The sequence below is a fragment of the Ectobacillus antri genome (assembly GCF_003852715.1).
Taxonomy (GTDB): Bacteria; Bacillota; Bacilli; order Bacillales; family Bacillaceae_G; genus Ectobacillus; species Ectobacillus antri.
Genome location: NZ_RIAV01000005.1, coordinates 132,150 through 155,757 on the forward strand (window position 1 = coordinate 132,150; position 23,608 = coordinate 155,757).

Genomic DNA, 23,608 nt, shown 5'->3' on the forward strand with positions numbered 1-23,608 from the left:
AAAGGATTTGTATATATGACTTATAAAATGATAGTACTAGATTTAGATGATACACTACTTCGTGATGATCATACGATTTCACCTCGTACCAAAGAAGCTTTGATGAAAGCGCAGGAAGCTGGTGTAAAGGTTGTGCTTGCCTCGGGGCGCCCAACTTATGCGATGCTCGATATCGCCAAGGAGCTTCGTCTAGAAGAGTTCGGCAGCTTTATTCTATCTTTTAATGGCGCTAAAATTATAAACTGCCGCACAAACGAGGAGCTTTTTAGCAGCACACTTTCTCCAGAAATGGTAAACCGTCTATATAACATCAGCCGTCGTGAGGACTTATTTATGCATACGTATGTAGGCGATGCGATTGTAACAGAGGCAAATAATCAGTATACAGAGATTGAAGCGGATATTACAGGCTTACCAATTACCGAGATTTATAGCTTACCAGAAGCTGTTACAGAGCCAGTTGTAAAAGTATTAATGATGGAAGACCCGGAGCGTTTGGCGATTGCTGAGAAAAAACTCCAAGAGGAATTGCAAGATGAGCTAAGTGTTATGCGCTCCAAGCCTTTTTTCCTCGAATTTACAGAAGCTGGTGTGACAAAAGGAACGAGCTTACATCACTTAATTCAGGAGCTAGGCATCACGCGTGAGGAGGTCATCGCTATGGGCGATAGCTATAATGATTTGGCGATGATTGAGTTCGCGGGACTTGGCGTTGCGATGGGCAATGCACCGGATGATATTAAAGAAAGAGCAGATTACGTAACAGATACAAACATGAATGATGGCGTTGCGAAGGTTGTAGAAACATTCGTACTACAGCCAGTACTTGCGTAGAAGAAGAGGCAAACCGCCTCTTCTTTTTATATACACCAATCAATTGGCTTTTCTCCAATTCTTACAAGATGTTCATTTATTCTTGAAAAAGGCTTACTTCCAAAAAAGCCTTTATTTGCGGCAAAAGGGCTTGGATGCGCAGACTCAATAATTGGATGACGTGTGATTAAAGGTATTTTTGCTTGTGCATGTTTGCCCCATAACACAAAAACAACCGGTTTTTCACGTTCATTCAAAAGCTCAATGATGCGATCGGTAAAAACCTCCCAGCCTTTTCCTTTATGAGAATTTGGCTCTCCTTGCCGCACAGTCAATACCGTATTTAAAAGTAGCACACCCTGCTTTGTCCATTTTACTAAGGAACCGTGATTGGGGATAGGGCATCCTATGTCACTATGTAGCTCTTTAAAAATATTTTTTAATGACGGGGGCTGTTTTATGCCTTCATTTACAGAAAAGCTAAGTCCCTGTGCTTGATTGGGACCATGGTATGGGTCTTGCCCTAAAATAACAACAAGGGTGTCGCTGTAACTTGTATAATGCAGCGCATTAAAAATATCTTGCGCAGGCGGATATATGGTTTGTGTCGCATACTCTTCTTTTAAGAATTCCCTGAGCTCCTTATAATACGTTTTTTGAAACTCCTCCTCTAGCAGGTTGTGCCAGTCGTTTTTAAAAATCGGTGCCATCTACATTCATCCCTTCTATGTATTTCTTCCCACCATCGTACACGTTGTGCTTATGAAAAAGCAATGACTGCATGATACAATAACAATAAAGAAAGGGGCGATGAACGTGACCATAGATGTATTAGCTAAGCCGCTTACACTTCCCTGCGGCACCGTAATCAAAAACCGCTTTTTTAAATCTGCGATGAGCGAGGGGCTTGCAACCGTAGACCACCGTCCTACTCCGTTCCTTACCAACCTGTACGGGACATGGGCAGATGGCGGAGCCGGTCTTGTTGTGACAGGCAATGTCATGATAGACGGCCGCGCCTTAGGAGAACCCCGCAACGTCGTGCTGGAGCATGAGCATGATTTAGATCGGTACAAACAATGGGCAAAGGCAGGTACAGCGCATAACACACACCTTTGGATGCAACTAAATCATCCCGGCAAGCAAGCCCTGTCTGTACTAACGAAGGAATCTGTTGCGCCGAGCTCTGTTCCACTTTCTGGTGATATGAAACGCTTTTTTGCGCCTCCACGCGCCCTTACAATAGAAGAAATTTATGATTTAATCGAACGCTTTGGAAATGCCGCGATTATCGCGAAGCGCGCTGGCTTTACAGGTGTACAAATCCATGCCGCTCACGGTTATCTCATTAGCCAGTTCTTGTCGCCTCTTCATAACCAACGGAATGATGAATGGGGGGGATCGCTACAAAATCGAATGAAGTTTTTACTAGAAGTGTATTATAACATCCGCTACAAGGTTGGAAAGAGATTTCCAATCGGTGTAAAGCTCAACTCAGCTGATTTTCAGCGCGGTGGCTTTACAGAAGCAGAGTCCATGCAAGTTGTAAAAGAACTGGCACAGGCTGGAGTTGACTTACTTGAGATTTCAGGAGGCACGTATGAAAACCCAAGCATGACAGGCAGAAATATGAAGGAAAGTACAAGAAAACGCGAAGCATATTTTTTAGACTATGCGGAGCGGGTGCGAAAGCTGGTTGAAACGCCGCTTGTAGTCACCGGAGGGTTCCGCACACCCCAGGGTATGGCTGAGGCCATCGCAAGCGGCGCAACCGATATGATTGGTTTAGCTCGTCCTCTCGCGGTAGAACCGGACTTACCTAAGAAAATACTGGCCGGCGACATGAAAGTACGGCAACTACCGCCTATCCAAACAGGTGTTAAGTTCATTGATAATGCCGCGATGCTTGAGATGATTTGGTATGAACAACAGCTTGAGCGCATGGGAAAAGGAAAAGAGCCAAAGCCATCGTATAGTGCTTGGCTATCTCTTGCGCAGACTATCGTGACGCAAGGTAAGAATGTATTTCAGAAACGAAGAAGTCAATAATTCACATTTTCATTTTCTGATTCACATATGCCATATTCTTATTTGCTAATATAAAAGGTTGTGCCGCAAGGGAGATTCTTATGCGGCCAAACTTACAGCAACCACAGATATCTATACGCAAAAAACGTTCTTTCAAAAAGCGTTGGGTGTTGTTACCTCTACTCGCAACTTATATCGCAACAATTGTTTGGTATACAAACAAGCCATTACCAAAAGGCGTCTCCTATGAAGGCGAGGTACACCGCGTACAAAACGTCGACTTTTTATTTTTCTTGTAAAAAAGGAGCTGACCTCAAAACGCATTCGCGTTTTCGTTCAACTCCTTTTCTCATTTAATTCGATATATCCTGCCTTGTAAACACCACAAATGCAATAATGAGAGAAACAATGCCCCAAATACTTAAATTCATCAGAGAGAAGCCCATGGACAAGCCTTTTAAGGTTGGAAGCTGTCCAGACAGGTAGTCTGTTAGCTGCATGTTCACACTGAAGATATACTTAGCGCCTTCCCATGCTGTGGCAAATCCGCTTAAAATTCCCCCGGCAATAAGCGCCGCCAGCATCACACCCATGCCAGCTGGTGTATTGCGAATCAGTACCGAAACCATAAAGGAGATGGTACCGACAACAATCGCAACGAACCAGGCAAGACCATATGCCATTAAAATATACTTCCACTGTGGGATGAGATGCACATAACTTGTATTTAGACTGCCGTTTTCTACCACAAATCCTGTTAAAATTGGTAAATGCCAACCGCCATAACCAAATACAATCCCAGATAAAGCATAAGCAATGATACCGACAAGCAGAACGATGAAGGAAACGAATAGAAGCATCGTCACATACTTACTAAGCAGAATCTTCCACCTTCTTATCGGCCGTGTCAATAGCATTTTAATCGTACCATCACTGCGGTCACCCGAGACAAGGTCGATGGCAACAATCATTACCAAAAGTGGAATAAACAGTGTAATACCTTGCTCGATAAATACACGAACAAATGTAGGAGCACCTGGTGCATTCGGGTTGATATCATTATCAAGATAGTATTGCTGTTGCTGTACACTTACTTGGAGCCACTGCTTCCACTCTTCTGGCAAACGAGAATTGTTGAGTCTATTTTGCGTATCAACAATCTGCTGCTGCAGCGCTACCTTCCAATCTGATGTTCCAAGACGCTTTATCGTTGTTTCGACCTGCTTAAGCTGCGCGTATACAAAAATGGGAATGAGCACAACTAAAATTAATGTGATTACAAAAATACGTTTTTTACGATAGATTTTTTCTGCTTCATTATATACAAGATTAAAAAACTCACGCATTGCTTCCACCTCCGGTCAACTGCATGAATAAATCTTCGAGTGTTACCGCTACCTCGCGTACACCTTGTACCTCCAAGCCTTTTTCAATAAAGGCTTTATTATAGACGCTGATCATATAGGAAGGCATGCGACATACAATAATATTTTCATCCCTTATAACCTCGCTGATTGCAGGGTCCGCAAGCAACATACTTTCCGCTGTTTCTGTGGGTGTAACAATCCACTCTACTTTATCAGCTGCTTTCTTTATCAAATCGTCAATTGTAGAAACGGTGATCATTTTACCGTGATTGATAATAGCAACACGGTCGCACATCATTTGCACTTCGCTAAGTAAATGACTTGAAATAAATACGCTAATATTGCGCTCCTTCACAAGGCTATGAACAAATTCTCGGAGCTCGCGGATACCAGCTGGGTCGAGTCCATTTGTTGGTTCATCTAGGATTAGTAGCTGGGGATCGCCAAGCAAGGCCTGGGCAATCCCTAGACGCTGCTTCATTCCAAGCGAGTAGGTTTTTACTTTATCGTGAATACGCTGATCTAAATGAACGAGTTTAACAATCTCCTGAATTTTTTCGTCCGTTACATCACCGAGCATGCGCGCAAACTGCTTCAGATTTTCCCACCCAGTTAAGTACGTATATAATTCAGGGTTTTCAACAATGCTGCCAATTTGCTTCATTGCTTGCCGAAAATCCTGCCTCACATCATAGCCACCGATTGCGATACGTCCTTCTGTCGGCTTAATTAGACCGACTAGCATACGGATGGTTGTTGTTTTGCCGGCGCCATTTGGTCCTAAAAAGCCAAATACCTCACCGGACTTTACTTCAAAAGAGATATCTTCAACAATTGTTTTTTTACCGATTACCTTCTTTAATCTATCTACCGCCAACACTGTACTCATTTTGCACCTCCGTTTTCAGCTACATCTAGTTTTGTTGTCATATTGTGCAAGAGACGCTCCGCCATTAATGCATATCCCGCTTCATTCGGATGAAAATGGTCGGAGTATAATAGCTTTGTTCCACTGCTTTGAAATAAATCAAACGTTGGTACTACATACACACGTTCATAATCTAGTGCCGTTTTCTCTAAGGAGCTGTTCCAATCGGCCACAATGCGTGATGTTCCCTTTAATTCTGGAATATCCTCAAATGGGTTATATAAGCCTACCCAAAAGATTGGACTATCTGGGTTTACTTCACGAATTTTCGTCAAAATTGTTTTGGCGTTTGCTTGAAATGTCTCTGTGTCTGGACGATATTGCGTAAAGTCTGTATTCGCCAGCGTTTCCCAGCCAGGGAAGAGGTCGTTTCCTCCAATTGTTAATACAATGACATCCGCCTGCCCAATTGTGTAACGGGCACCCTTGTCAGAAAGCTGCTTAATTAAATCTGGAGCCTTCGCGCCACTTACAGCTAAATTTGTTAAGGTTGTCTTTTGGTCAAATTCCTCTTGTAAGCCCTCCTTCACACGGCCAATATAACCGGTTCCATTTTTATCTCCTACTCCTCTTGTAAGAGAGTCGCCCAAGCTTACAATTTGGAGGATATCATTTCCTTTTTTCTTAATCTTTATTTCCGCCTGCTTCGGCATGTTAGAAACGCGCGGCTGTAGTACATCCTGCACCCCTGTCACGAATCCATAGGCAAACAACATAAAGGATGCTACTGTCATAGCGAGAAGTACTTTTATCACACCTGATCTCATGCATACACCATCTTTCTGTTAACGTAATTGCACACATTATATCAAAACACTTTCACAAAAGAAAAAGTTAGGGTCTTATGAACCCTAACTTTTTTGTAAATATGAAAATTCTATAAATAATCTTACAAAACCTTATGTTTATAAACTCCGAATCGTCTCATCATGCGTAATAACCTTGCTTCCTTCATTCACAACTTGTAGCACCTCTACTATACAGCCTGAGAAGTAGGGGGCAAATTCTGCTTGTACCGAGGCGGCAGCTCCTTTTCTAACATAACAAAGAACTGCAGGTCCAGCGCCGCTCAAGGCATAACCGTATACATCAGGATGCTCAGGCATGGTGCGCAGGGCTCTGAGCTCTGGGATGAACGACTCACGATACGGCTGATGAAATAAATCTCGTTTCATCGCTTCTCCTGCCAGAGACCAATCTTCTTTTAACAGAGCGGCCACTAACAAGTTGCTGACACCGCTGCCTTGGATAGCCTCCGCATAAGAAAGAGTAGGAGGCAGCACGCTTCGGGCATCTGACGTTTTTAGTTCGTATGATGGAATGATAGCTACAAGCTCCAATTGATGAATCTGTTGATGAACAAGCATAGCTCTTTGTCCGTCATATGTTCCAACAACCAGACCACCGTAAAGAGAGGCACCCACATTATCCATATGTCCTTCCATAACAGAACCAATATCTAGCTTCTCTTGCATGGTCATGTGCAAGCCGCAGAGTACATTTGTTAGTTCGATGCCCGCGATAATGGCGGAGGCACTGCTTCCGAGGCCACGCGCAAGCGGAATATCACTTGTCACCTCTAAGTGGCAATACGGCAACGTTACGCCGTACTCTGCGGCGACAGCAAGTGCCGTTTGAAACAGCAAATTGCTTTCATCCTGCGGGATTCCCTCTAGCATCGCTGACTTTGCTTCGCAATGCCAGGAATCAGAAGGATATACATCTATGTGTAGGTATTTACTGATGGCAAGCCCAATTGAATCAAAGCCCGGCCCTAAGTTAGCTGTACTACCAGGCACTTGTATCGTAAACATGGGAAATGTCATTGGAGCACCGCCCCCTGAATATGTGCAAATACAACCTTTTCATCATTTGGAAGTACAACTGGTTGTATGTTTTTCACATCGATTGCGGTATTTGGGTCCTTTAAGCCATTCCCTGTCAAGACAGCAACGACACGAGAGCCCTTTGGAATTTCGCCGCGTTCAACTTGCTTGCGAACCCCCGCGATGGACGCACAGGAGCCTGGCTCGGCAAAAACACCCTCTGCTTGCGCAAGCAACTCATACGCAACAAGGATTTCTTCATCTGTTACTTCATCGATCTTACCTTGTGAATCAACGGCGGCTTTGACAGCCTTATCCCAGCTTGCTGGATTGCCAATACGAATGGCAGTCGCAATCGTTTCTGGTTCTTCAATTTTATAGCCACGCACAATTGGTGCCGCGCCGGATGCCTGAAAGCCGCGCATTTGTGGCAGCCCCGTCCCTTTTTTCTCGTGGTACTCCGTAAACCCCTTCCAGTATGCGCTGATATTCCCGGCATTGCCCACAGGGATTGCTAATACATCTGGGGCCTGCCCTAACGCATCGCAAATTTCAAAGGCAGCCGTTTTCTGCCCTTCCAGACGATACGGGTTAACTGAATTTACAAGTGCTACAGGCGCCTCTTCACTCAGCTTGCGTACCATCTGCAAGGCATGATCAAAGTTGCCATCAATACTGATAATTTCCGCTCCATACATGACAGCTTGAGCTAGCTTCCCGTACGCAATCTTTCCATTTGGAATCATGACGATACATTTCATACCAGCGCGTGCGGCGTAGGCAGCAGCCGAAGCAGAGGTATTACCTGTTGAGGCGCAAATAACTGTCTTGCTTCCCGCTTCTTTGGCTTTCGCAACGGCCATGACCATGCCGCGATCTTTAAAGGATCCGGTTGGATTCGCACCCTCTACTTTTACATATAGCTCTATTTCCCATTCGTTCGAAAGCTTTTCCAGATGAATAAGCGGTGTGTTTCCTTCATGAAGTGTAAGAAGCGGTGTTTCTGGTGTAATCGGTAAATATTGTTTATATTGCCTTAATAATCCCTTCCATGTCATTTGCTTTCACCTTCAATTCGATAGCTTGCCTTCACACATTTTACGGCATCCAGCTCTTCTAGCTTATGTAAAAGAGTTTGATAGTTTTCAAGCGTTGCGCGATGCGTTACAATGACGATTTCAGCTGTTCCTTTTTCTTCAAGCGGCATTTGAATAATTTTCTCAAAGCTGGCATCATAAGAAGAAAATAAAGAGGTAATCTTAGCAAATACACCTACTTCATCCTTTACATGCAAACGAAGAAAATACTTGGCAAATACCTCGTTATCTTCTTTTAATACCTTTTCATATTGCGGTGACACTGCGCTGTTTCCTGTAACACCTAACCTCATATTTTTCATAACTGCTACAAGGTCGGATACGACAGCTGTTGCGGTCGGCAGACTTCCCGCACCTGGACCATAAAACATTGTTTCGCCCACAGCTTCTCCATATACGTATACGGCATTAAACTCATTTTGAACAGAAGCCAAAGGATGCTTATTTGGTAATAGTGTCGGTTCTACACTCACCTCAAGCTTATTACCATCACGTTTTGCAAGTCCGATCAGCTTCATCGTATAACCAAGATCACGGCTATATGATAAATCCTCTTCCGTAATAGATGTAATTCCCTTAACCTTTACATCCGTCAGCTCCACATTTGTTGAAAAACCAAGCGTTGCTAGGATTGTCATCTTTCGTGCTGCATCTAGCCCTTCCACATCTGAACTCGGGTCAGCTTCCGCAAAGCCGAGGTCTTGCGCTTCTTTTAACACATCTTCATATGCTTTTCCTTCATTAGACATCTTTGTTAAAATGAAATTTGTTGTTCCGTTTACAATTCCCATCATTTTTGTAATTCGGTCTGATGAAAAACCATCCACAATGCTTCGTAAAATCGGAATGCCTCCAGCAACACTTGCCTCATAAAATAAATCACATTGATGCTCCTTAGCGATTGCAAGCAGCTCTGTTCCATATAAAGCCATTAAATCTTTATTCGCAGTCACAACATGCTTGCTGTTACGCAGAGCTTGCAATATGTATTGCCTCGCTTGTTCCACCCCGCCCATTACCTCAATAACGACATCAATTTCTTCATTATTTATAACTTCATCTGCATCCGTTGTTAACAGGGTAGGAGAGATAGCGACATCTCTTTCTTTTTCCGGATTTTGTACAAGCACCTTTGTGACTTTCACAGGACAACCGATTTGATGAGCTAAGCGATCTTGATGAGATGCAATAATTTTGACTACTCCGCTACCAACAGTTCCAAGACCTAGTAGTCCTACTTTAATTTCAACCATCTTTCCCCACCCCTTTGTTTATTTATCTGCAATTATATAAGCTGCATATTTTAAAAACAATGTTTTTCGAACATTCAGAATATAAAACGATTACTTTACGTATAGTAACCGTTTTCAAATACATCTTATTTAAATGTCGAAAAAATATATAAAAAGGCAGCATTGACTGCCTTTTTGCAATCTTATATTCAATTCATCACAGGATATAAGGTGTCGTTTGATACACATAATAATTGAGCCAGTTTGAAAAAAGCAGATTCCCATGGCTGCGCCAAGCTACAAACGGCTCTTGATTTGGATCATTATGCGGATAGTAATTTTTAGGTACGTTAATAGGTATACCTTTCGCAACATCGCGCTCATATTCTTTCTTTAACGTATCTCTAGAATACTCACTGTGCCCCAAAATAAAGATATTTTTACCGGCACGATCTGCCACAAGATGGACGCCCGCTTCTTCCGAACGTGCCAACACATGCAGATCAGCAACGCGTTCGATATCTACTGCACGTACCTCTGTATAGCGAGAATGTGGCGCAAAGAAGCGTTCATCAAATCCTCTAAGCAGCGGCAGATTACGCTCTTTTAATTCATGCTCAAACACACCGAACATTTTTTGTGGTAAGTCATACTTGGGCACCCCATAGTGATAATAAAGGCCTGCTTGTGCACCCCAGCAAATATGAAGTGTAGAAGTGACATTCGTTACGGAAAACTCCATAATTTGCTTTAACTCCTCCCAGTAATCCACTTCCTCAAACGGAAGTGTCTCAACGGGTGCACCGGTAATGACCAAGCCATCAAAACGTTGATTTTTTATATCCCGAAATGTTTTATAAAAGCTAGTTAAATGCTCCTGCGATACATTTTTAGAGTGGTGAGATTCCATGTGAAGCAAATGTACGTCTACCTGAAGAGGCGTATTTCCAAGAAGGCGCAATAGTTGCGCCTCTGTTTCTTGTTTGGTGGGCATTAAATTAAGAATGGCAATTTTTAATTCCCGAATGTCTTGCGTTGTTGCTCGCTCTTTTGTCATCACGAAAATATTTTCGCTTTCAAGAATTTGACGAGCTGGCAAATCTTTATCCACGATGATGGGCATATTTCTTACCTCCTGATAATGCTTGATTCAGGTCTGTAATCAAATCCTCCACATCCTCAATTCCCACAGATAACCGAACTAAGTCCGGTGTCACGCCTGCCAGACGTTGCTGCTCCTCTGTTAACTGGCGATGTGTTGTACTTGCGGGATGAATAACCGATGTACGCGCATCTGCAACATGTGTAACCAGTGCAGCGAGTTTTACTTGTTCAATAAACTCCTTCGCTGCGGCAGTACCTCCTTTTACACCAAAGGTCAACACACCGCTAGCACCTTTTTTTAAATACTTTTCTGCCAAACTATGCTGTGTACTGCTTTCAAGACCTGGATAATGAACCCAGCTAATACGCTCATCTTTCTCGAGCCATTTTGCAATCTCCAGCGCATTTTGACTATGACGCTCCATGCGCAGGTGCAACGTCTCTAGACCTATATTGCTGATATACGCATTGAAGGGGCTCATACAGTTTCCATAATCGCGTAGTAACTGCACACGTGCTTTTACAATGTAAGCGGCAGCACCAAAATCTTTTACATACTGTACACCGTGATATGTAGCATCTGGCTCAACTAATTCTGGATATTTTCCATTATCCCAGTTAAAGTTACCACCATCAATTACAATGCCACCAAGAGAGCTAGCGTGACCATCGATGTACTTGGTTGTGGAATGAACGACAATGTTGGCTCCATACACAAACGGTTGACATAAATAAGGAGTTGCAAGTGTATTATCAATAACCAATGGTACATCAAGTTCTTTTGATGCCTTTGCAAACTCCTCAAAATGTAATACATTCATCGCAGGATTACCAAGTGTTTCTCCATATACAAGTTTTGTGTTCAACTTGCCAAGCTTCACAATTTCTTCAGCTGGCAGGTTGGGATCAAAGAACGTAACTTCAATCCCAAGTTTACGTAGACTTACCCCGAATAGATTAAATGTGCCACCATACACTGTCGATGAGCAAAGCAAATGATCTCCTGCATTACAGATATTTAAAATGGCAAGCATAATCGCAGCCTGACCGGATGCTGTTGCTACTGCGCCAACCCCACCTTCGAGTTGACTAAGCTTTTGTTCGAATGCATTGATAGTTGGATTACCAATTCTTGTGTAAATGTAACCTTCCGCCTGCAAATTGAATAACGCTGCTAAATCATCCGGTGTATCGTATTTGTAAGTGGTGCTTTGATATAGCGGTAAAACGCGTGGCTCTCCATTCTTTGGTGTATATCCTCCTTGTACGCAAATTGTTCCTTGTTTCCATTGCTCTCCCATTCCCAACACCCTTTCCTATATAAAATAAAAAACTGCTTCTCTCGCCCAAAGGCAAAAGAAGCAGTCCTATTACACGCTCGACCATACTTCTCTTATCTTTCAGCATTATTCTGCAGGATGTAGCACAATTCCGTTGTCGGCTGTTGCTAAGGTTTCGTAGGGCCTGGTCCCTCCACCTATTCTTGATAAGACGTATGAAATTAGCTTGATTTTATATACAAACAACAAAAAAGTCAAATTATTTTTTGAATTTTTAAAAATTTTATTTTGAGTACCGAAGATTTTTTCACCACGTTTTACACACATCTTGTAGATTACATACTGTTGTTTTATTGAAGTCACTTTTTTAACATAACAATTTTTTACAATCACTCATTCCCTATCTTGAATATAATACGATGACAACAAACAGAATGGACGCATGGCTTATGAGCAATCAATTTAAAGAAATATTCGGAGCCACGATAGCTGCCATAGGGACTATCACCGCAGCTATCGGTAGTACACCACTTCCTTTTCTAGGAGATGGTTTAAAAAGCAATCTTGATTTGTACGGCAATGTTCTCCAGGCAACAGGTAACGCACTAGAAGCTGACGGACAAGATGGTATATCTTTAGAAAAGATAGGAAATGAAATACAAGCCACGGGGAATTCAATTGTTGTTGCCGGTATCCTATTAGATCGGGACGGAGATGCTGGCCAAAGGGCAATTATAACTGGAAATTGGCTACAAGCTCTAGGTGGATTGGCTGCGCTTGGAGATGAATTTGAAGATCCCTCGGCAGCTGGGCAAAACTTTAATATTACAGGAAACTTACTGCAAGCAATTGGAAATTCTCTACAAGCGATTGGAGGTATTCGGCAGCTGCGAGAAGAACGACAGGAGCAAAATCAACCGGATAAAGAAGAAACTTCTTCTGATAAGGAAGCTCCATCTGATAAGGATACGAGGGTAGATATAAAAGAAGAGTCCAAAAAAGAGATTGGACCTAATGGGTTACTGATAATGGATCGTAATGAAACGATTATATTCGTAGGCAGTTGGGTGCAAGCCGTTGGATCTGTCCTATCTCTAATTGGTCAAATCAAAGAAGAATCGCAAGAAATAAGCGAGAAATCAGATATGAGTCAAAAGGGCAAGAAAGAAACAGAAGATGATAAAGAAGAATCATCTGATTGATAAGAGAGTGTCTCCATTTGAGGCACTCTCTATTTTCATGATAATAATAGTTTAAAAACTTGTTGCATCAATAGGTATCCTTCACGTACAGAATTAAAAGACTGTAAGCTTTGCAGCATCGTTAACTTGACCTTCTCTGGTGAAAACGGCGGATATGCCTGCAAAATTAAAGCCGCCATTCCAGAACAAATTCCCGTAGCCATGGATGTGCCCGATAATGTAATATACGTACCACCTACGACAGCTCCTGGATTCTGCAAACCAAGTGTAGAATTGGGTGAATAAGCAGCCGTAATATTATTGCCTGGTACAAATAGATCTGGTTTTAACAAGCCATCTATTGTAGGAGATTTACTTGTGTAAGGAGCTTTTACATCATCAGAAATGTTAGCTGTATTCAAATCATCAATAGCGCCTACAGTTACAACTTTGGGGTGGATGCCAGGGGTATCAATAGAAAGCGCTGCCCCATTGTTTCCTGCAGAGGCTACAACAAAAATACCTGCATCTACAGCCAATGCAGAAGCGCGCGCAAGAGGATCGTCGGAGTACGTTAATGTTGGGGGGCCTCCTAGCGATAGATTCATTATTTTGATATTGAATTGTGCTTTATTTTGAATCACATAGTCAATTCCGGCAATAACGGTAGAAGCTGAGCCGCCTCCACTGCTGTCTAATACTTTTATTCCAATTAATGAAGCATCTGGAGCAACTCCCGTGTATAACCCTCCCGAAATGGATCCATTTCCAGCGGCACAGCCCGCGACATGTGTACCGTGCCCATTATCATCATATGGCGCTGTTGCACCGTTAACAAAGTCCTTAAAGTGGACAATGCGATTGATAGGCGTAACAAAATCAGGATGCGGATAAATACCTGTATCTACAATTGCAATTCCCACATTCAAACCTGTCAAGCCAAACGTGTTTCTAGTATAAGTCGCACCCGCCGCTGCTGTAGCTATATTTAAATTCGTACTTACTTTATAATCGCAGTAAACTTTTTCTATATCCTTTAATCTTGCTAATTGTCTTAAGTTTTTAATAGATAGTTGCGCAGCTATCAACTGCAGATTAATAATATTTAACCCTTCTTTTTCTTCAGGTGCTAACGTAATTAAATCTTGTAATTTTTTCACAGAAGAATCCTTTTTAATCTGTATAATAACTGGAATAATCACAGGCGATGTAGCATCTTTTTTTTCATTTATTTCTCTTATAAGTGTCTTATCAAACTTGTCCTCCAATTCAAAGCTCTCTTTCATTAATATCCTCCCTTGTTCAATCAAATATGTCTTTAGTACAAGGTATGTAAAACAAAGAAAACTGATATGGATATTAGGTTATTTTTTTATATATACAAAGAAAGACCCATGTTATACACAAGGGCCTAATAGTTTTTAGCGATCGTAGCCAAGGAAACTTGCACCGATGATAATCAAAAGAATAAACAATACAACCACTAAAGCAAAGCCGCCATAACCATAGCCGCAGCCACCGTAACCACCGTAACCGTACATAGCTTTGTGCCTCCTTATATATTACTAAGATGTGTGTACAAAGATATAATATGGTTATATGACGCTTTTGCGCACGTCCGAAATAAAATGGGCATTATATCCTGTGTCTTACGTCTTTCCTCTTTGTTTTACAGTATGTGTATCATTGATATAAAGCACTCACTATTGCCGGTTCGGGTACAAGCGGCGGTGCCGGAAAAGAAAAAGTTTATAGCTCATTTATCTACCAGCCATTCCTCCACTTTCTTTGCAAAAAGATGCGTATCCAGAATCCCCCCCATATGTCCATATATACTATGAAACCCAAAAAAGCTCGCTTGCTTTCCAAGCATCTGTAGCTGCTTTACAGTTTCCTCGCTCATATATGCTGGCTGCAAGGTATCTTCATAGCAAGAAATTAATAATACCTTCGCTTGAATACGCTCTAGCGCTTCCTGCATATTTGAAAAACCGTCTGATATATCTTGCAGCATAGTAGCTCGTGATGTATACAACCAATGATTTGCGTCACAATAAATGATGTTCTCTTTTACTTTTTCATAGATTTCTCTTTCATACGCAGCAGCTCGCTCCATACCTTGCACAGCTTGTAATGTTCCTCGGCTACTTTTGAACATATCTTCATACCATTTTGTACTAAATGCATTTGTGTACATCATCTGAGCTGCTAAATGAAGTCCTTCAAAAGGCTCTACTTTTCCGTAATATTGACCTCCATTCCAATTTGGATCTAGCTGAATAGCACGGATGGCGTGCTGTAGCACATTACATGATGTGGCAACTGGATTTCGCGCATTTGTTATTATACCAATACAACGTTCTACCATATTTGGTTCTTGAACAGTCCAATGAAGTGCAATCATTCCTCCGGCAGAAGGACCAATCACCGCATGCAGCTTCTGAATACCTAAAGAAGCAAGTAATGCCTTTTGAATTTTAACCATGTCAGCAAAAGTGAATACAGGAAAATCCATCCCATATGGTTTCCCTGTTGCGATATTTATAGAAGCAGGCCCAGTTGTAATAACATTGGGATTTTTTTGTTGGACATTACATAAATTTTCTGTACAAATTACAAAAAAACGACTCGTATCTATTGCTTTATCCTCTCCAATTAAGTCTCCCCACCAGCTTATTACTTGACTTGTCGCACTAAAATAATGACAGACAAGAATTACATTGTCTTTTTGTTTATTCAAAGTACCATATGTTTGATAACCGATTTGAATGGGGATTTCTTTTCCACAATTAAATCGATAGTTATTTTGCGAAAAAACCGACCTCTTTGCTAGCAAGCTCTCATCTCCCCTCTTGTATCTCAATACGAGGAAAAAATATAATTCCCTTCTTTTATATAAGAACACTATTTTATTGATTGTTTTTCTTATCTTCAGACTCTGTTAAAGTTCTTTGTTGATTGCTGCTGAGCGGTTAGGGGACCGTCTCTACTCTAATCCATATCACAAAAGAATAACCTACCAGTTGATCTATATAAGTACAACTAGAAAAACCGACATTCTTTTTTGGGGTGGGAAAGAAGAACGGGCAATGTATGGTTGCGGTCAGTGTCTAAGAGATACGCGTGTCAAGTAAGAACATACACACCTGAAGCTGTGAATTTCTTGCTGTTTCTATGTCGAACAAATCATGTAAATTTATATATACTGTAAAAGATGTTAGTTGATAGGAGCAGGCAGATAAATTCAAATCATACTGCTCATATAAATAGACGTATGATACAATATAAAAATGGCAGTACATTAGATTTTATATTATAATTATTTTCATATATTTTTGAGTACATGGAAATTGTTGTTTCATGTCTACTACCTTTTTCTTTCATTTCATTCATTAAGCACCTTCACTGACATCAATATGTTCGATTTATTACAAAAACTTAATCGTTATATTTTGTTTTTTAAATTTTAAATTAAAATTAACCTTTTATATCACATAACCTATAAGAGAAGATTCATATCACTTCAAGATAGGAGGTTTATCATATGAGAACTAGCCAGTATCAATCCTCTTTAAAAAGACATTCGTCTAGACCTTCATTACAATTTACACTAAATAAAAAAACTGAAATTTTAGACATAAATGAAGATGGACTTGTCCTACTCGGCTGGGAGCTTCATGATATTTTAGGCTCTTCTTTATTATCTTTTGTACATTCTGAAGATAGAGAATCCGTTGCTTCCTATTTTCAAATGTATGACTCTCATGAATACATTTCATTTCGCATACTAAGTAAACAACAAGACTACGTCCTTGTTCAACAATATGCTCGATTAATAGAAGATAGCGAGGGACACCTTCATTTTTTCGCTACCCTCGCTCAATTTCATAGACAGACGGAAGATTTATTAAGTGGACAGCAAAAGCTTTTAGAGTTAATTGCAAAAGGAATGGCACTTCCGCTTATTTTAGATGAGATTATCTATACTGCAGAACAAATACAGCCTGATATTATAGGATCTATTCTACTGCTTAAAGAAGGTCGCTTATACCATGGCGCCGCACCAAAGTTACCTGATACATACACGCATGCATTGAATGGGGTGCGATTCGGTCCCGGTATTGGCTCTTGCGGTACTGCTGCCTATCTAAAACAATTAATTATTGTAGAGGATATTTCCACAGACCCTTACTGGGAACATTATAAAGATTTAGCATTAACTCATGGTCTTAAATCTTGCTGGTCTCTTCCCATTTTCTCATCTAACAATGAAGTACTCGGTACGTTTGCAATCTATCATACGTACTGCAAGAAGCCCTCACAAGAAGATATTGAATTTTTTTATACCTTCTCTTATTTAGCCGGATTAGCAATCGAGCAGACTGAGATTAAGCAAGCACGAGATGAAAGTGAGCAACGATATAAGTCACTTTTTGATCAAAATATTAATGCTGTTATTTCACTAGATTTGGAAGGGCGCTGTTTAGATGTGAACGAAGCAGCTCTCGCTTTAGGTGATTTTACACGAAAGCAGTTCATCAATACGTATTTTACAGATTGGATTGTCAAAGAAGACCTTGCATCTACGTTGGAATTGTTTGAAAAAACTAAGGACGGCGCATCTCAATCTGCATTTTTAAGGCTATTAAAGGCTGATAAGCAAATTGTTCACCTCAATGTGACTTTTATTCCTATCCTTGTAGATCACAAGGTAACTGGTATATATGTGATGGCTGCCGATATTACAGAACGTATGAAACAAGAAGAAACTATTCGACATATGGCTTACTATGACGCACTCACCTCATTACCTAATCGCAGATTATTTTATAAGCGTATAGAAGAGGCTGTTCTTGCAAATAAACCGTTCTCTATACTGTATATGGATGTAGATCGTTTTAAGTACATCAATGATTCTTTAGGCCATAATATCGGTGACAAATTGCTCGTGCATGTAGGAGATCGTTTACAACAAAGCATCGGTAAAGATGGGAATGTATTTCGATTAGGAGGAGATGAGTTCACAATATTTACAATTGAATCCAATCATCATGATTCTGCCATTTATTTAGCAAAAAAATTGCTGCAAGCGTTTGAACCGGCTTTTGTAGTGGATGACTTTACTCTTCATGTAACCCCTAGCATTGGGATATCACGTTATCCACAGGATGGAACAGATGTAGAAACCTTGCTTAAACATGCTGATATTGCTATGTATAATGCCAAAAAAAGTGGGAAAAATCAATATCGTACGTATCAACCAAGTACACAGTTGCCTGCTCCTAGTCCCTTTTTATTACATGATTTGTATGAAGCAATTAATCATGATAGTTTAACTGTTTTATACCAACCTATCATGAATATCACGACAAATACGGTAACCGCTGCAGAAGCATTAGTGCGCTGGAAGCATCCTAAATTAGGGCTGATTTCCCCTAATTTATTTATACCCCTTGCCGAAGAAATGGGGATGATTACAACCATTGATATTTGGATGATTCGACAAGCTTGTAAACAAATTGACAGGTTGATGAGACTCAAGCTTGCATCTATCCGTATTTCAGTCAATATATCTGTTAAAAGCTTGTATAAGCCCAACTTTGCAAAATGCGTGATAGCTATATTAGAAGAATTTTCGTTACCACCACATTCACTAGTGTTAGAAATTAGAGAAGGCGTATTCATGCAAAAAGAAAGCGTTGTTATATCCAACTTGCAAGAATTACAAGGATATGGCATATCTTTTTCGATTGACGATTTTGGAACAGGCTATTCTTCTCTCGCTTCCTTAGAACGAATTCCAGCACAAACGATAAAAATTGCAAAATCGTTTATTGACTGCCTACCAAGCCCTGGATATGGTACAATTATCACTTCAACTTTGCTTTCATTGGCACAACAATTAAACATGACAGTCATTGCTGAAGGAGTTGAGTCCGTCGATCAGCTTACTTATTTAAAAGAACACGCATGTCAGTATGCACAGGGATTTTTAATTAGTCCACCTGTTATTGCATCACATTTAGAACAAATGCTATCGTATCAATTGCAAAAGACAGACTTTATACTTCCTACAAATACAACATAATCAATACGTTATCGACTAAACTGGAAAAGCTCAGAGCGCTTTACTCTGAGCTTTTCCGTTTTATTAAAATTATCGTTTAACAACAGCGAGAAACATTCCCTGCTTTTGTTTCAAACTTAGCTTTTTGAACATCTGCGAAGAAGGCTTTACGTGATAAGATTGGCTGTGAGGGCTGCTTTTCTTTCATGTATGCTACATACTTTTCATAGCTTGGAACACCAACTAATAAGCTAATAAACTCACGCCATTGTACCATTAACTTACGCATAATTTCTAGTCCCTTCCTCGTTTCGCGCAACATATGGCGATTCTTTCATTTCTACTACCTGATTGCGAAGTACCTTAACCCAAATGCGAGCGGCAGACAGTAACACTGCCAATACAACGATCATAAAGAAGGCACATAACGCGGCATCTACATAATCATTGGTAATAATCTGCTTCATCTGTGCTATATTTTTTGCTGGTGCCAATACCTTTCCTTCGTCCAAAGCAGTTTGGAATACGTTAGCATGAGATAAGAAGCCAATCTTAGGATTTTCATGAAACAACTTTTGATAACCCGCTGTCATCGTTACAATCAGAATCCAGGTTGTCGGAACGAGCGTCACCCATACATAGGCCTTCTTACCCATTTTAAATAGAATCGTTGTACCCACAAGCAGAGCAATACCCGCCAGCATTTGGTTTGCGATTCCAAATAACGGCCATAATGTGTTAATCCCACCAAGTGGATCAATAACACCTTGATAAAGGAAGTAACCCCACCCAAATACACATAGCGCCGTAGCAATAATATTTGATAAGGTTGAATCTGTGCGACCAAGCGGCTTGTATACATTTCCCATAATATCTTGAATCATAAAACGTCCGACACGGGTTCCTGCATCAATTGTTGTTAAAATAAACAACGCTTCAAATAGAATCGCAAAGTGGTACCAGAATGCCATTAAAGCTTTCCCACCAATCACTTTAGAGAAAATAAGTGCCATACCAATCGCTAAGGTTGGTGCACCTCCTGTACGAGAAAGAATGGTTTCTTCTCCTACATCCTTGGCGAGATTTGTTAGATCATCCGGTGTGATTGTAAAGCCCCATGACGTTACTGTTTTTGCAGCTTGTGTCACATCTGTACCAATCAAAGCTGGAGCGCTGTTAATTGCAAAATATGTACCAGGTGTTAGTACACATGCAGCAATGAGAGCCATAATCGCCACGAAAGACTCCATCAACATCGCACCGTATCCAATTGGGCGAGCATGTGATTCACGTTCCATCATCTTCGGTGTTGTACCAGAGGAAACTAGTGCATGGAAACCTGAAACAGCGCCACAGGCAATTGTAATGAACAAGAACGGAAACAAGTTGCCAGCAAATACAGGACCTGTTCCATCAATAAACTTGGATACGGCTGGCATTTCCAAGTTTGGTGCAACAACTAAAATGCCAATTGCTAAACCAACAATGGTACCAATTTTTAAAAAGGTGCTTAAGTAATCACGTGGTGCCAAAAGGAGCCAAACAGGTAAAGCAGATGCGATGAATCCATATGCGATCAGCATAAGTGCAATAGTTTCACCTTTAAATGTAAACAACTTTGCAAGCTCAGGTGTTTCCGCAACGTATTGCCCACCTACAATAGACAACAAAAGCAAGATAACACCAATTATAGAGCCTTCCCCAACGCGTCCTGGTCTCATATAACGCATATAAACTCCCATAAAGAACGCGATAGGAATCGTGGCAGCGATTGTAAACATTCCCCAAGGACTTCCCACCAACGCTTTTACAACGACCAATGCCAGTACCGCTAATAAAATAATCATGATTCCTAAAATACCTATCATTGCAATCAAGCCGGTCACAGGACCAATTTCTTCTTTAATCATTTCCCCAAGAGACTTTCCGTTTCGCCTTGTAGACGCAAAGAGAATAATAAAATCTTGTACAGCACCTGCCAATACCACTCCGACAACAATCCAAAGTGTGCCAGGTAAATAGCCCATCTGCGCTGCCAAAATTGGGCCTACAAGCGGCCCAGCTCCAGCGATTGCTGCAAAGTGATGACCAAACAATACCCATTTATTTGTGGGAACATAATCTTTCCCATCATTCATTAGTTCAGCTGGTGTTGTTCTGTTGTCATCTAATTGAAAAACTTTCTGCGCGATAAACTTACTATAAAAACGGTAGGCAACTGCATAAACAGATACAGCTGCAACAAGTAACCAAATGGCATTAATACTTTCGCCGCGGTTCAGTGCCAATACCGCAAATCCTGCGGCACCAAGTGCAGAAATGAATCCCCATAACACAATAGACTTTATACTTTTCAAATAAATCCCCCCTTGTTACGCCTTCAGAAGGATTATACTAAATTTTCAGAATAATAAAATAAAACATACCTTATAATGAAAATATAGTGAGATAAGATGTCAAAAATTGCCGATAACTTGTTATATCTCTAGTTTATTTCTTAAAATGCGCACATAATTGCGACTGACCGGAATAGGTTCACTACAATATTCCGTATATAAATTGTATGTTCCGTTATAGTAAGGCTTTAACGCCTTTATATAGGGCAAGTTAACTAAATAGCTTTTATGCACCCGCAGAAACTGATGTACATGAAGTTTTTCTTCCAACTCCTGTAGCGTATAAGTAGAAGTAAAATGACCATCTTTTGTATAAATAGAAACTGTCTTATTTTCTTTATTTTTACTTACATAAATGATATTTTGCGGTGATATATAAGCGATGCCATCCTGCTCTTCAATTGGTAGCTTATGACTGAGAGAACGACACCAACGAAGATGTTCTTTACGCATTAAATATACTAGATACTCTAAATCATCATCATGAAATGGTTGCAGCAAATAATAAAATGCCCGAAGTCGAAATGCTTCTATTGCATAATCTACTTTATTGCCCATTAAAATAATATTTGCCTGTAAATTGAGTTGGTGCAGCAACTCAGCAATTTCAAGACCACTTTCATCTGAAACATGGACATCTAAAAAGAGGAAATCAGGTTCATAACGCTTTGCTGCTTTAATAGCTTCTATACCTACTTTCGCCTCCACAAAGCTTGCCTTTACCTCACCGCGTTGAAATGCACGTTCAATCTCCAGCTTATGTTCAGGTACTTCACTCACAACCAAAACTTTCATCCGTCATCCGCCCCTCTTTGCTGTCTCTATAACTACCTTCTGTAAACCGCATTAATTACTTTAGATGTTTCTTGTTATAAATATAATACTTATCTACCTGCTTCTATTCGTCCCAAAATGACAAATTCCTCCCCTAACATACAAAAATTCCGCTTTTTATATAAAAAGCGGAATTTTATAGACCTTCTTTTTTATACGAGCTCTTGTTGTTTTGTTTCCTTCCCTAAAAACAAAACAGATAGTACTCCGATTAAAATCGCGATACAGAAGATCGTAAAGATAAAGGTAATTGATGCGTTTTGGGCAACTAAATAACCGATTAAAAGTGGTCCCAATATTCCACCGATCCGGCCAAACGAAGCCGCCATACCTGCCCCTGTCCCGCGCACAGCTGTAGGATACTGCTCTGGTGTATACGCATATAAAGCGCCCCATGCACCTAAGTTAAAGAAGGACAAAAATACTCCTGCTGTGATAAGCATAGTTAGTGATTCCGCAGCACCGAAAAAATAAGCACTCGCAGCTGTACCCAATAAATAAGAAACTAGTACAAATTTACGACCAGCACGCTCAATGAGCCAAGCGGCCGTAAAATAACCAGGAAGTTGCGCAAGTGTCATAATTAAGACATACTCAAAGCTCTTAATTAAGCTAAATCCTTTTAGTACCATAACACTCGGGAGCCACAAAAACATGCCATAGTAAGAAAACACTACACAAAACCATAAAATCCAAAGCATAATTGTTGGTCTTACATATGTAGATGACCAAACAATTTGTATCTTTTCCCAGGCAGATTGCTTCTGAACTGCACCTTCAAAGCGCGGAGAGTCCGGCAGGTTCAGCCTTAAATATAATGCATAGAAGGCTGGCAACGCACTGATGAGCATAGCTACTTTCCACCCGTAATGTGGAATAATAAAATAAGCAATCAATGCAGCCACTAACCAACCGCCCGCCCAAAAGCTTTCCAAAAGCACTACCACTCTCCCGCGCTCACTTGCTGGTACACTTTCCGAAACCAGTGTAGATGCAACCGGTAATTCTCCGCCGAGTCCCATCCCGATTAGAAATCTTAGCACAAGGAAGACAGATAGTGTTGGCGCTAGTGCTGATAAGCCGCTTCCCAATGAAAAAAGCAACAAGGTAATAATAAAGACCCATTTGCGGCCAATTTTATCTGCCAATAGTCCAAAGATAAGTGCACCAACAGCCATTCCAATTGAATTGATACTCCCAATCCAACCCATCTGTTGCACACTTAAGTCCCACTCCTTTTGCAAAGCCGCAATAACAAAGGAAAGCAGCCCCACATCCATCGCATCAAATAACCAACCGAGCCCTGCTACACCAAGTAGCTTATGCTTGGAAATTTCTATTTGTTTCATTATGTATTCTCCTTATTCATCTAAGTCCAAGTATCTGTTTTACCAGAACAGTAAAAGAGCAAATCTCTTTATATTTATACATGCGTTCTTCTTAAATACCGAACGC

The 23,608-nt window shown here is 40.7% G+C and carries 20 protein-coding genes and 1 riboswitch; of the genes, 4 read left to right on the forward strand and 16 right to left on the reverse strand.

Annotated features, from left to right (window positions below):
- The first annotated feature begins 15 nt into the window (after nt 1-15).
- Entirely contained in the window at nt 16-834 is an 819-nt protein-coding gene (locus EEJ45_RS07425) for a Cof-type HAD-IIB family hydrolase (RefSeq protein WP_124564168.1), read from the forward strand.
- A 26-nt stretch (nt 835-860) separates the two neighbouring features.
- Here the strand turns inward: EEJ45_RS07425 and EEJ45_RS07430 are convergent, their stop codons facing one another.
- Entirely contained in the window at nt 861-1,523 is a 663-nt protein-coding gene (locus tag EEJ45_RS07430; protein WP_124564169.1) for a uracil-DNA glycosylase, read from the reverse strand.
- 100 nt (nt 1,524-1,623) lie between these two features.
- On the opposite strand from EEJ45_RS07430, the gene EEJ45_RS07435 reads away from it, so the two are divergent.
- On the forward strand, nt 1,624-2,862 hold the full coding sequence (locus EEJ45_RS07435; protein WP_124564170.1) for an NADH:flavin oxidoreductase/NADH oxidase family protein: 1,239 nt from the start codon (nt 1,624-1,626) through the stop codon (nt 2,860-2,862).
- A 332-nt stretch (nt 2,863-3,194) separates the two neighbouring features.
- Here EEJ45_RS07435 and EEJ45_RS07440 read toward each other — a convergent pair whose 3' ends face one another.
- The 8 genes from EEJ45_RS07440 to EEJ45_RS07475 form a co-directional block, all read right to left on the reverse strand.
- On the reverse strand, nt 3,195-4,187 hold the full coding sequence (locus EEJ45_RS07440; protein ID WP_124564171.1) for an ABC transporter permease: 993 nt from the start codon (nt 4,185-4,187) through the stop codon (nt 3,195-3,197).
- Nucleotides 4,180-5,097, reverse strand: coding sequence for an ABC transporter ATP-binding protein (locus EEJ45_RS07445; RefSeq protein WP_124564172.1), 918 nt, complete (start codon nt 5,095-5,097; stop codon nt 4,180-4,182). Before EEJ45_RS07445 ends, EEJ45_RS07440 begins: the two co-directional genes overlap by 8 nt.
- Nucleotides 5,094-5,903, reverse strand: a complete 810-nt coding sequence (locus tag EEJ45_RS07450; RefSeq protein ID WP_124564173.1) for an SGNH/GDSL hydrolase family protein — start codon at nt 5,901-5,903, stop codon at nt 5,094-5,096. Before EEJ45_RS07450 ends, EEJ45_RS07445 begins: the two co-directional genes overlap by 4 nt.
- Nucleotides 5,904-6,041: 138 nt before the next feature.
- Entirely contained in the window at nt 6,042-6,962 is a 921-nt protein-coding gene (gene thrB, locus EEJ45_RS07455; RefSeq protein ID WP_124564174.1) for a homoserine kinase, read from the reverse strand.
- Nucleotides 6,959-8,020 (reverse strand): threonine synthase, encoded by a 1,062-nt coding sequence (gene thrC, locus EEJ45_RS07460; RefSeq protein WP_124564175.1) that lies wholly within the window; start codon nt 8,018-8,020, stop codon nt 6,959-6,961. The genes thrB and thrC overlap by 4 nt, the downstream gene beginning before the upstream one ends.
- On the reverse strand, nt 8,017-9,312 hold the full coding sequence (locus EEJ45_RS07465; RefSeq protein WP_124564176.1) for a homoserine dehydrogenase: 1,296 nt from the start codon (nt 9,310-9,312) through the stop codon (nt 8,017-8,019). Before EEJ45_RS07465 ends, thrC begins: the two co-directional genes overlap by 4 nt.
- 196 nt (nt 9,313-9,508) lie before the next feature.
- Nucleotides 9,509-10,414 carry a homoserine O-acetyltransferase MetA gene (metA, locus tag EEJ45_RS07470; RefSeq protein WP_124564177.1) on the reverse strand — a complete coding sequence of 302 codons (906 nt, stop codon included), beginning with the start codon at nt 10,412-10,414 and terminating at the stop codon, nt 9,509-9,511.
- The gene (locus EEJ45_RS07475) at nt 10,395-11,696 is read right to left on the reverse strand and encodes a bifunctional O-acetylhomoserine aminocarboxypropyltransferase/cysteine synthase (RefSeq protein WP_124564178.1); all 1,302 of its coding nucleotides are present in this window, start codon (nt 11,694-11,696) and stop codon (nt 10,395-10,397) included. The genes metA and EEJ45_RS07475 overlap by 20 nt, the downstream gene beginning before the upstream one ends.
- An 89-nt stretch (nt 11,697-11,785) precedes the next feature.
- A riboswitch (SAM riboswitch) is annotated at nt 11,786-11,888 on the reverse strand.
- Nucleotides 11,889-12,124: 236 nt separating this feature from the next.
- Between EEJ45_RS07475 and EEJ45_RS07480 the strand changes: the two genes are divergently transcribed.
- Nucleotides 12,125-12,877 carry a DUF6944 family repetitive protein gene (locus EEJ45_RS07480; protein ID WP_124564179.1) on the forward strand — a complete coding sequence of 251 codons (753 nt, stop codon included), beginning with the start codon at nt 12,125-12,127 and terminating at the stop codon, nt 12,875-12,877.
- A 35-nt stretch (nt 12,878-12,912) separates the two neighbouring features.
- Here the strand turns inward: EEJ45_RS07480 and EEJ45_RS07485 are convergent, their stop codons facing one another.
- From EEJ45_RS07485 to EEJ45_RS07495, 3 genes are all read right to left on the reverse strand, one after another.
- Nucleotides 12,913-14,142, reverse strand: a complete 1,230-nt coding sequence (locus tag EEJ45_RS07485) for a S8 family peptidase (RefSeq protein ID WP_124564180.1) — start codon at nt 14,140-14,142, stop codon at nt 12,913-12,915.
- 135 nt (nt 14,143-14,277) lie between these two features.
- Complete coding sequence (locus EEJ45_RS07490) at nt 14,278-14,397, reverse strand: YjcZ family sporulation protein (RefSeq protein ID WP_124564181.1); 120 nt, start codon at nt 14,395-14,397, stop codon at nt 14,278-14,280.
- A gap of 215 nt (nt 14,398-14,612) precedes the next feature.
- Nucleotides 14,613-15,692: an alpha/beta fold hydrolase gene (locus EEJ45_RS07495; RefSeq protein ID WP_124564182.1), complete on the reverse strand. Its 1,080-nt coding sequence runs from the start codon at nt 15,690-15,692 to the stop codon at nt 14,613-14,615.
- 708 nt (nt 15,693-16,400) lie between these two features.
- Between EEJ45_RS07495 and EEJ45_RS07500 the strand changes: the two genes are divergently transcribed.
- Nucleotides 16,401-18,944, forward strand: coding sequence for a bifunctional diguanylate cyclase/phosphodiesterase (locus tag EEJ45_RS07500; protein WP_124564183.1), 2,544 nt, complete (start codon nt 16,401-16,403; stop codon nt 18,942-18,944).
- A gap of 76 nt (nt 18,945-19,020) precedes the next feature.
- Here EEJ45_RS07500 and EEJ45_RS07505 read toward each other — a convergent pair whose 3' ends face one another.
- The 4 genes from EEJ45_RS07505 to EEJ45_RS07520 form a co-directional block, all read right to left on the reverse strand.
- Complete coding sequence (locus EEJ45_RS07505; RefSeq protein WP_187695350.1) at nt 19,021-19,215, reverse strand: YbdD/YjiX family protein; 195 nt, start codon at nt 19,213-19,215, stop codon at nt 19,021-19,023.
- On the reverse strand, nt 19,205-21,280 hold the full coding sequence (locus tag EEJ45_RS07510) for a carbon starvation CstA family protein (RefSeq protein WP_124564185.1): 2,076 nt from the start codon (nt 21,278-21,280) through the stop codon (nt 19,205-19,207). The genes EEJ45_RS07505 and EEJ45_RS07510 overlap by 11 nt, the downstream gene beginning before the upstream one ends.
- 120 nt (nt 21,281-21,400) lie before the next feature.
- Complete coding sequence (locus EEJ45_RS07515; RefSeq protein WP_124564186.1) at nt 21,401-22,114, reverse strand: LytR/AlgR family response regulator transcription factor; 714 nt, start codon at nt 22,112-22,114, stop codon at nt 21,401-21,403.
- 191 nt (nt 22,115-22,305) lie between these two features.
- Nucleotides 22,306-23,505 (reverse strand): MFS transporter, encoded by a 1,200-nt coding sequence (locus EEJ45_RS07520; protein ID WP_124564187.1) that lies wholly within the window; start codon nt 23,503-23,505, stop codon nt 22,306-22,308.
- Nucleotides 23,506-23,608 lie beyond the last annotated feature (103 nt).

Coding starts and splice junctions, on each gene's coding strand:
- EEJ45_RS07425 (WP_124564168.1), top strand. CDS start 16: ATGACTTATAAAATGATAGTACTAGATTTAGATGATACACTACTTCGT.
- EEJ45_RS07430 (WP_124564169.1), bottom strand. CDS start 1,523: ATGGCACCGATTTTTAAAAACGACTGGCACAACCTGCTAGAGGAGGAG.
- EEJ45_RS07435 (WP_124564170.1), top strand. CDS start 1,624: ATGAACGTGACCATAGATGTATTAGCTAAGCCGCTTACACTTCCCTGC.
- EEJ45_RS07440 (WP_124564171.1), bottom strand. CDS start 4,187: ATGCGTGAGTTTTTTAATCTTGTATATAATGAAGCAGAAAAAATCTAT.
- EEJ45_RS07445 (WP_124564172.1), bottom strand. CDS start 5,097: ATGAGTACAGTGTTGGCGGTAGATAGATTAAAGAAGGTAATCGGTAAA.
- EEJ45_RS07450 (WP_124564173.1), bottom strand. CDS start 5,903: ATGAGATCAGGTGTGATAAAAGTACTTCTCGCTATGACAGTAGCATCC.
- thrB (WP_124564174.1), bottom strand. CDS start 6,962: ATGACATTTCCCATGTTTACGATACAAGTGCCTGGTAGTACAGCTAAC.
- thrC (WP_124564175.1), bottom strand. CDS start 8,020: ATGACATGGAAGGGATTATTAAGGCAATATAAACAATATTTACCGATT.
- EEJ45_RS07465 (WP_124564176.1), bottom strand. CDS start 9,312: ATGGTTGAAATTAAAGTAGGACTACTAGGTCTTGGAACTGTTGGTAGC.
- metA (WP_124564177.1), bottom strand. CDS start 10,414: ATGCCCATCATCGTGGATAAAGATTTGCCAGCTCGTCAAATTCTTGAA.
- EEJ45_RS07475 (WP_124564178.1), bottom strand. CDS start 11,696: ATGGGAGAGCAATGGAAACAAGGAACAATTTGCGTACAAGGAGGATAT.
- EEJ45_RS07480 (WP_124564179.1), top strand. CDS start 12,125: ATGAGCAATCAATTTAAAGAAATATTCGGAGCCACGATAGCTGCCATA.
- EEJ45_RS07485 (WP_124564180.1), bottom strand. CDS start 14,142: ATGAAAGAGAGCTTTGAATTGGAGGACAAGTTTGATAAGACACTTATA.
- EEJ45_RS07490 (WP_124564181.1), bottom strand. CDS start 14,397: ATGTACGGTTACGGTGGTTACGGTGGCTGCGGCTATGGTTATGGCGGC.
- EEJ45_RS07500 (WP_124564183.1), top strand. CDS start 16,401: ATGAGAACTAGCCAGTATCAATCCTCTTTAAAAAGACATTCGTCTAGA.
- EEJ45_RS07515 (WP_124564186.1), bottom strand. CDS start 22,114: ATGAAAGTTTTGGTTGTGAGTGAAGTACCTGAACATAAGCTGGAGATT.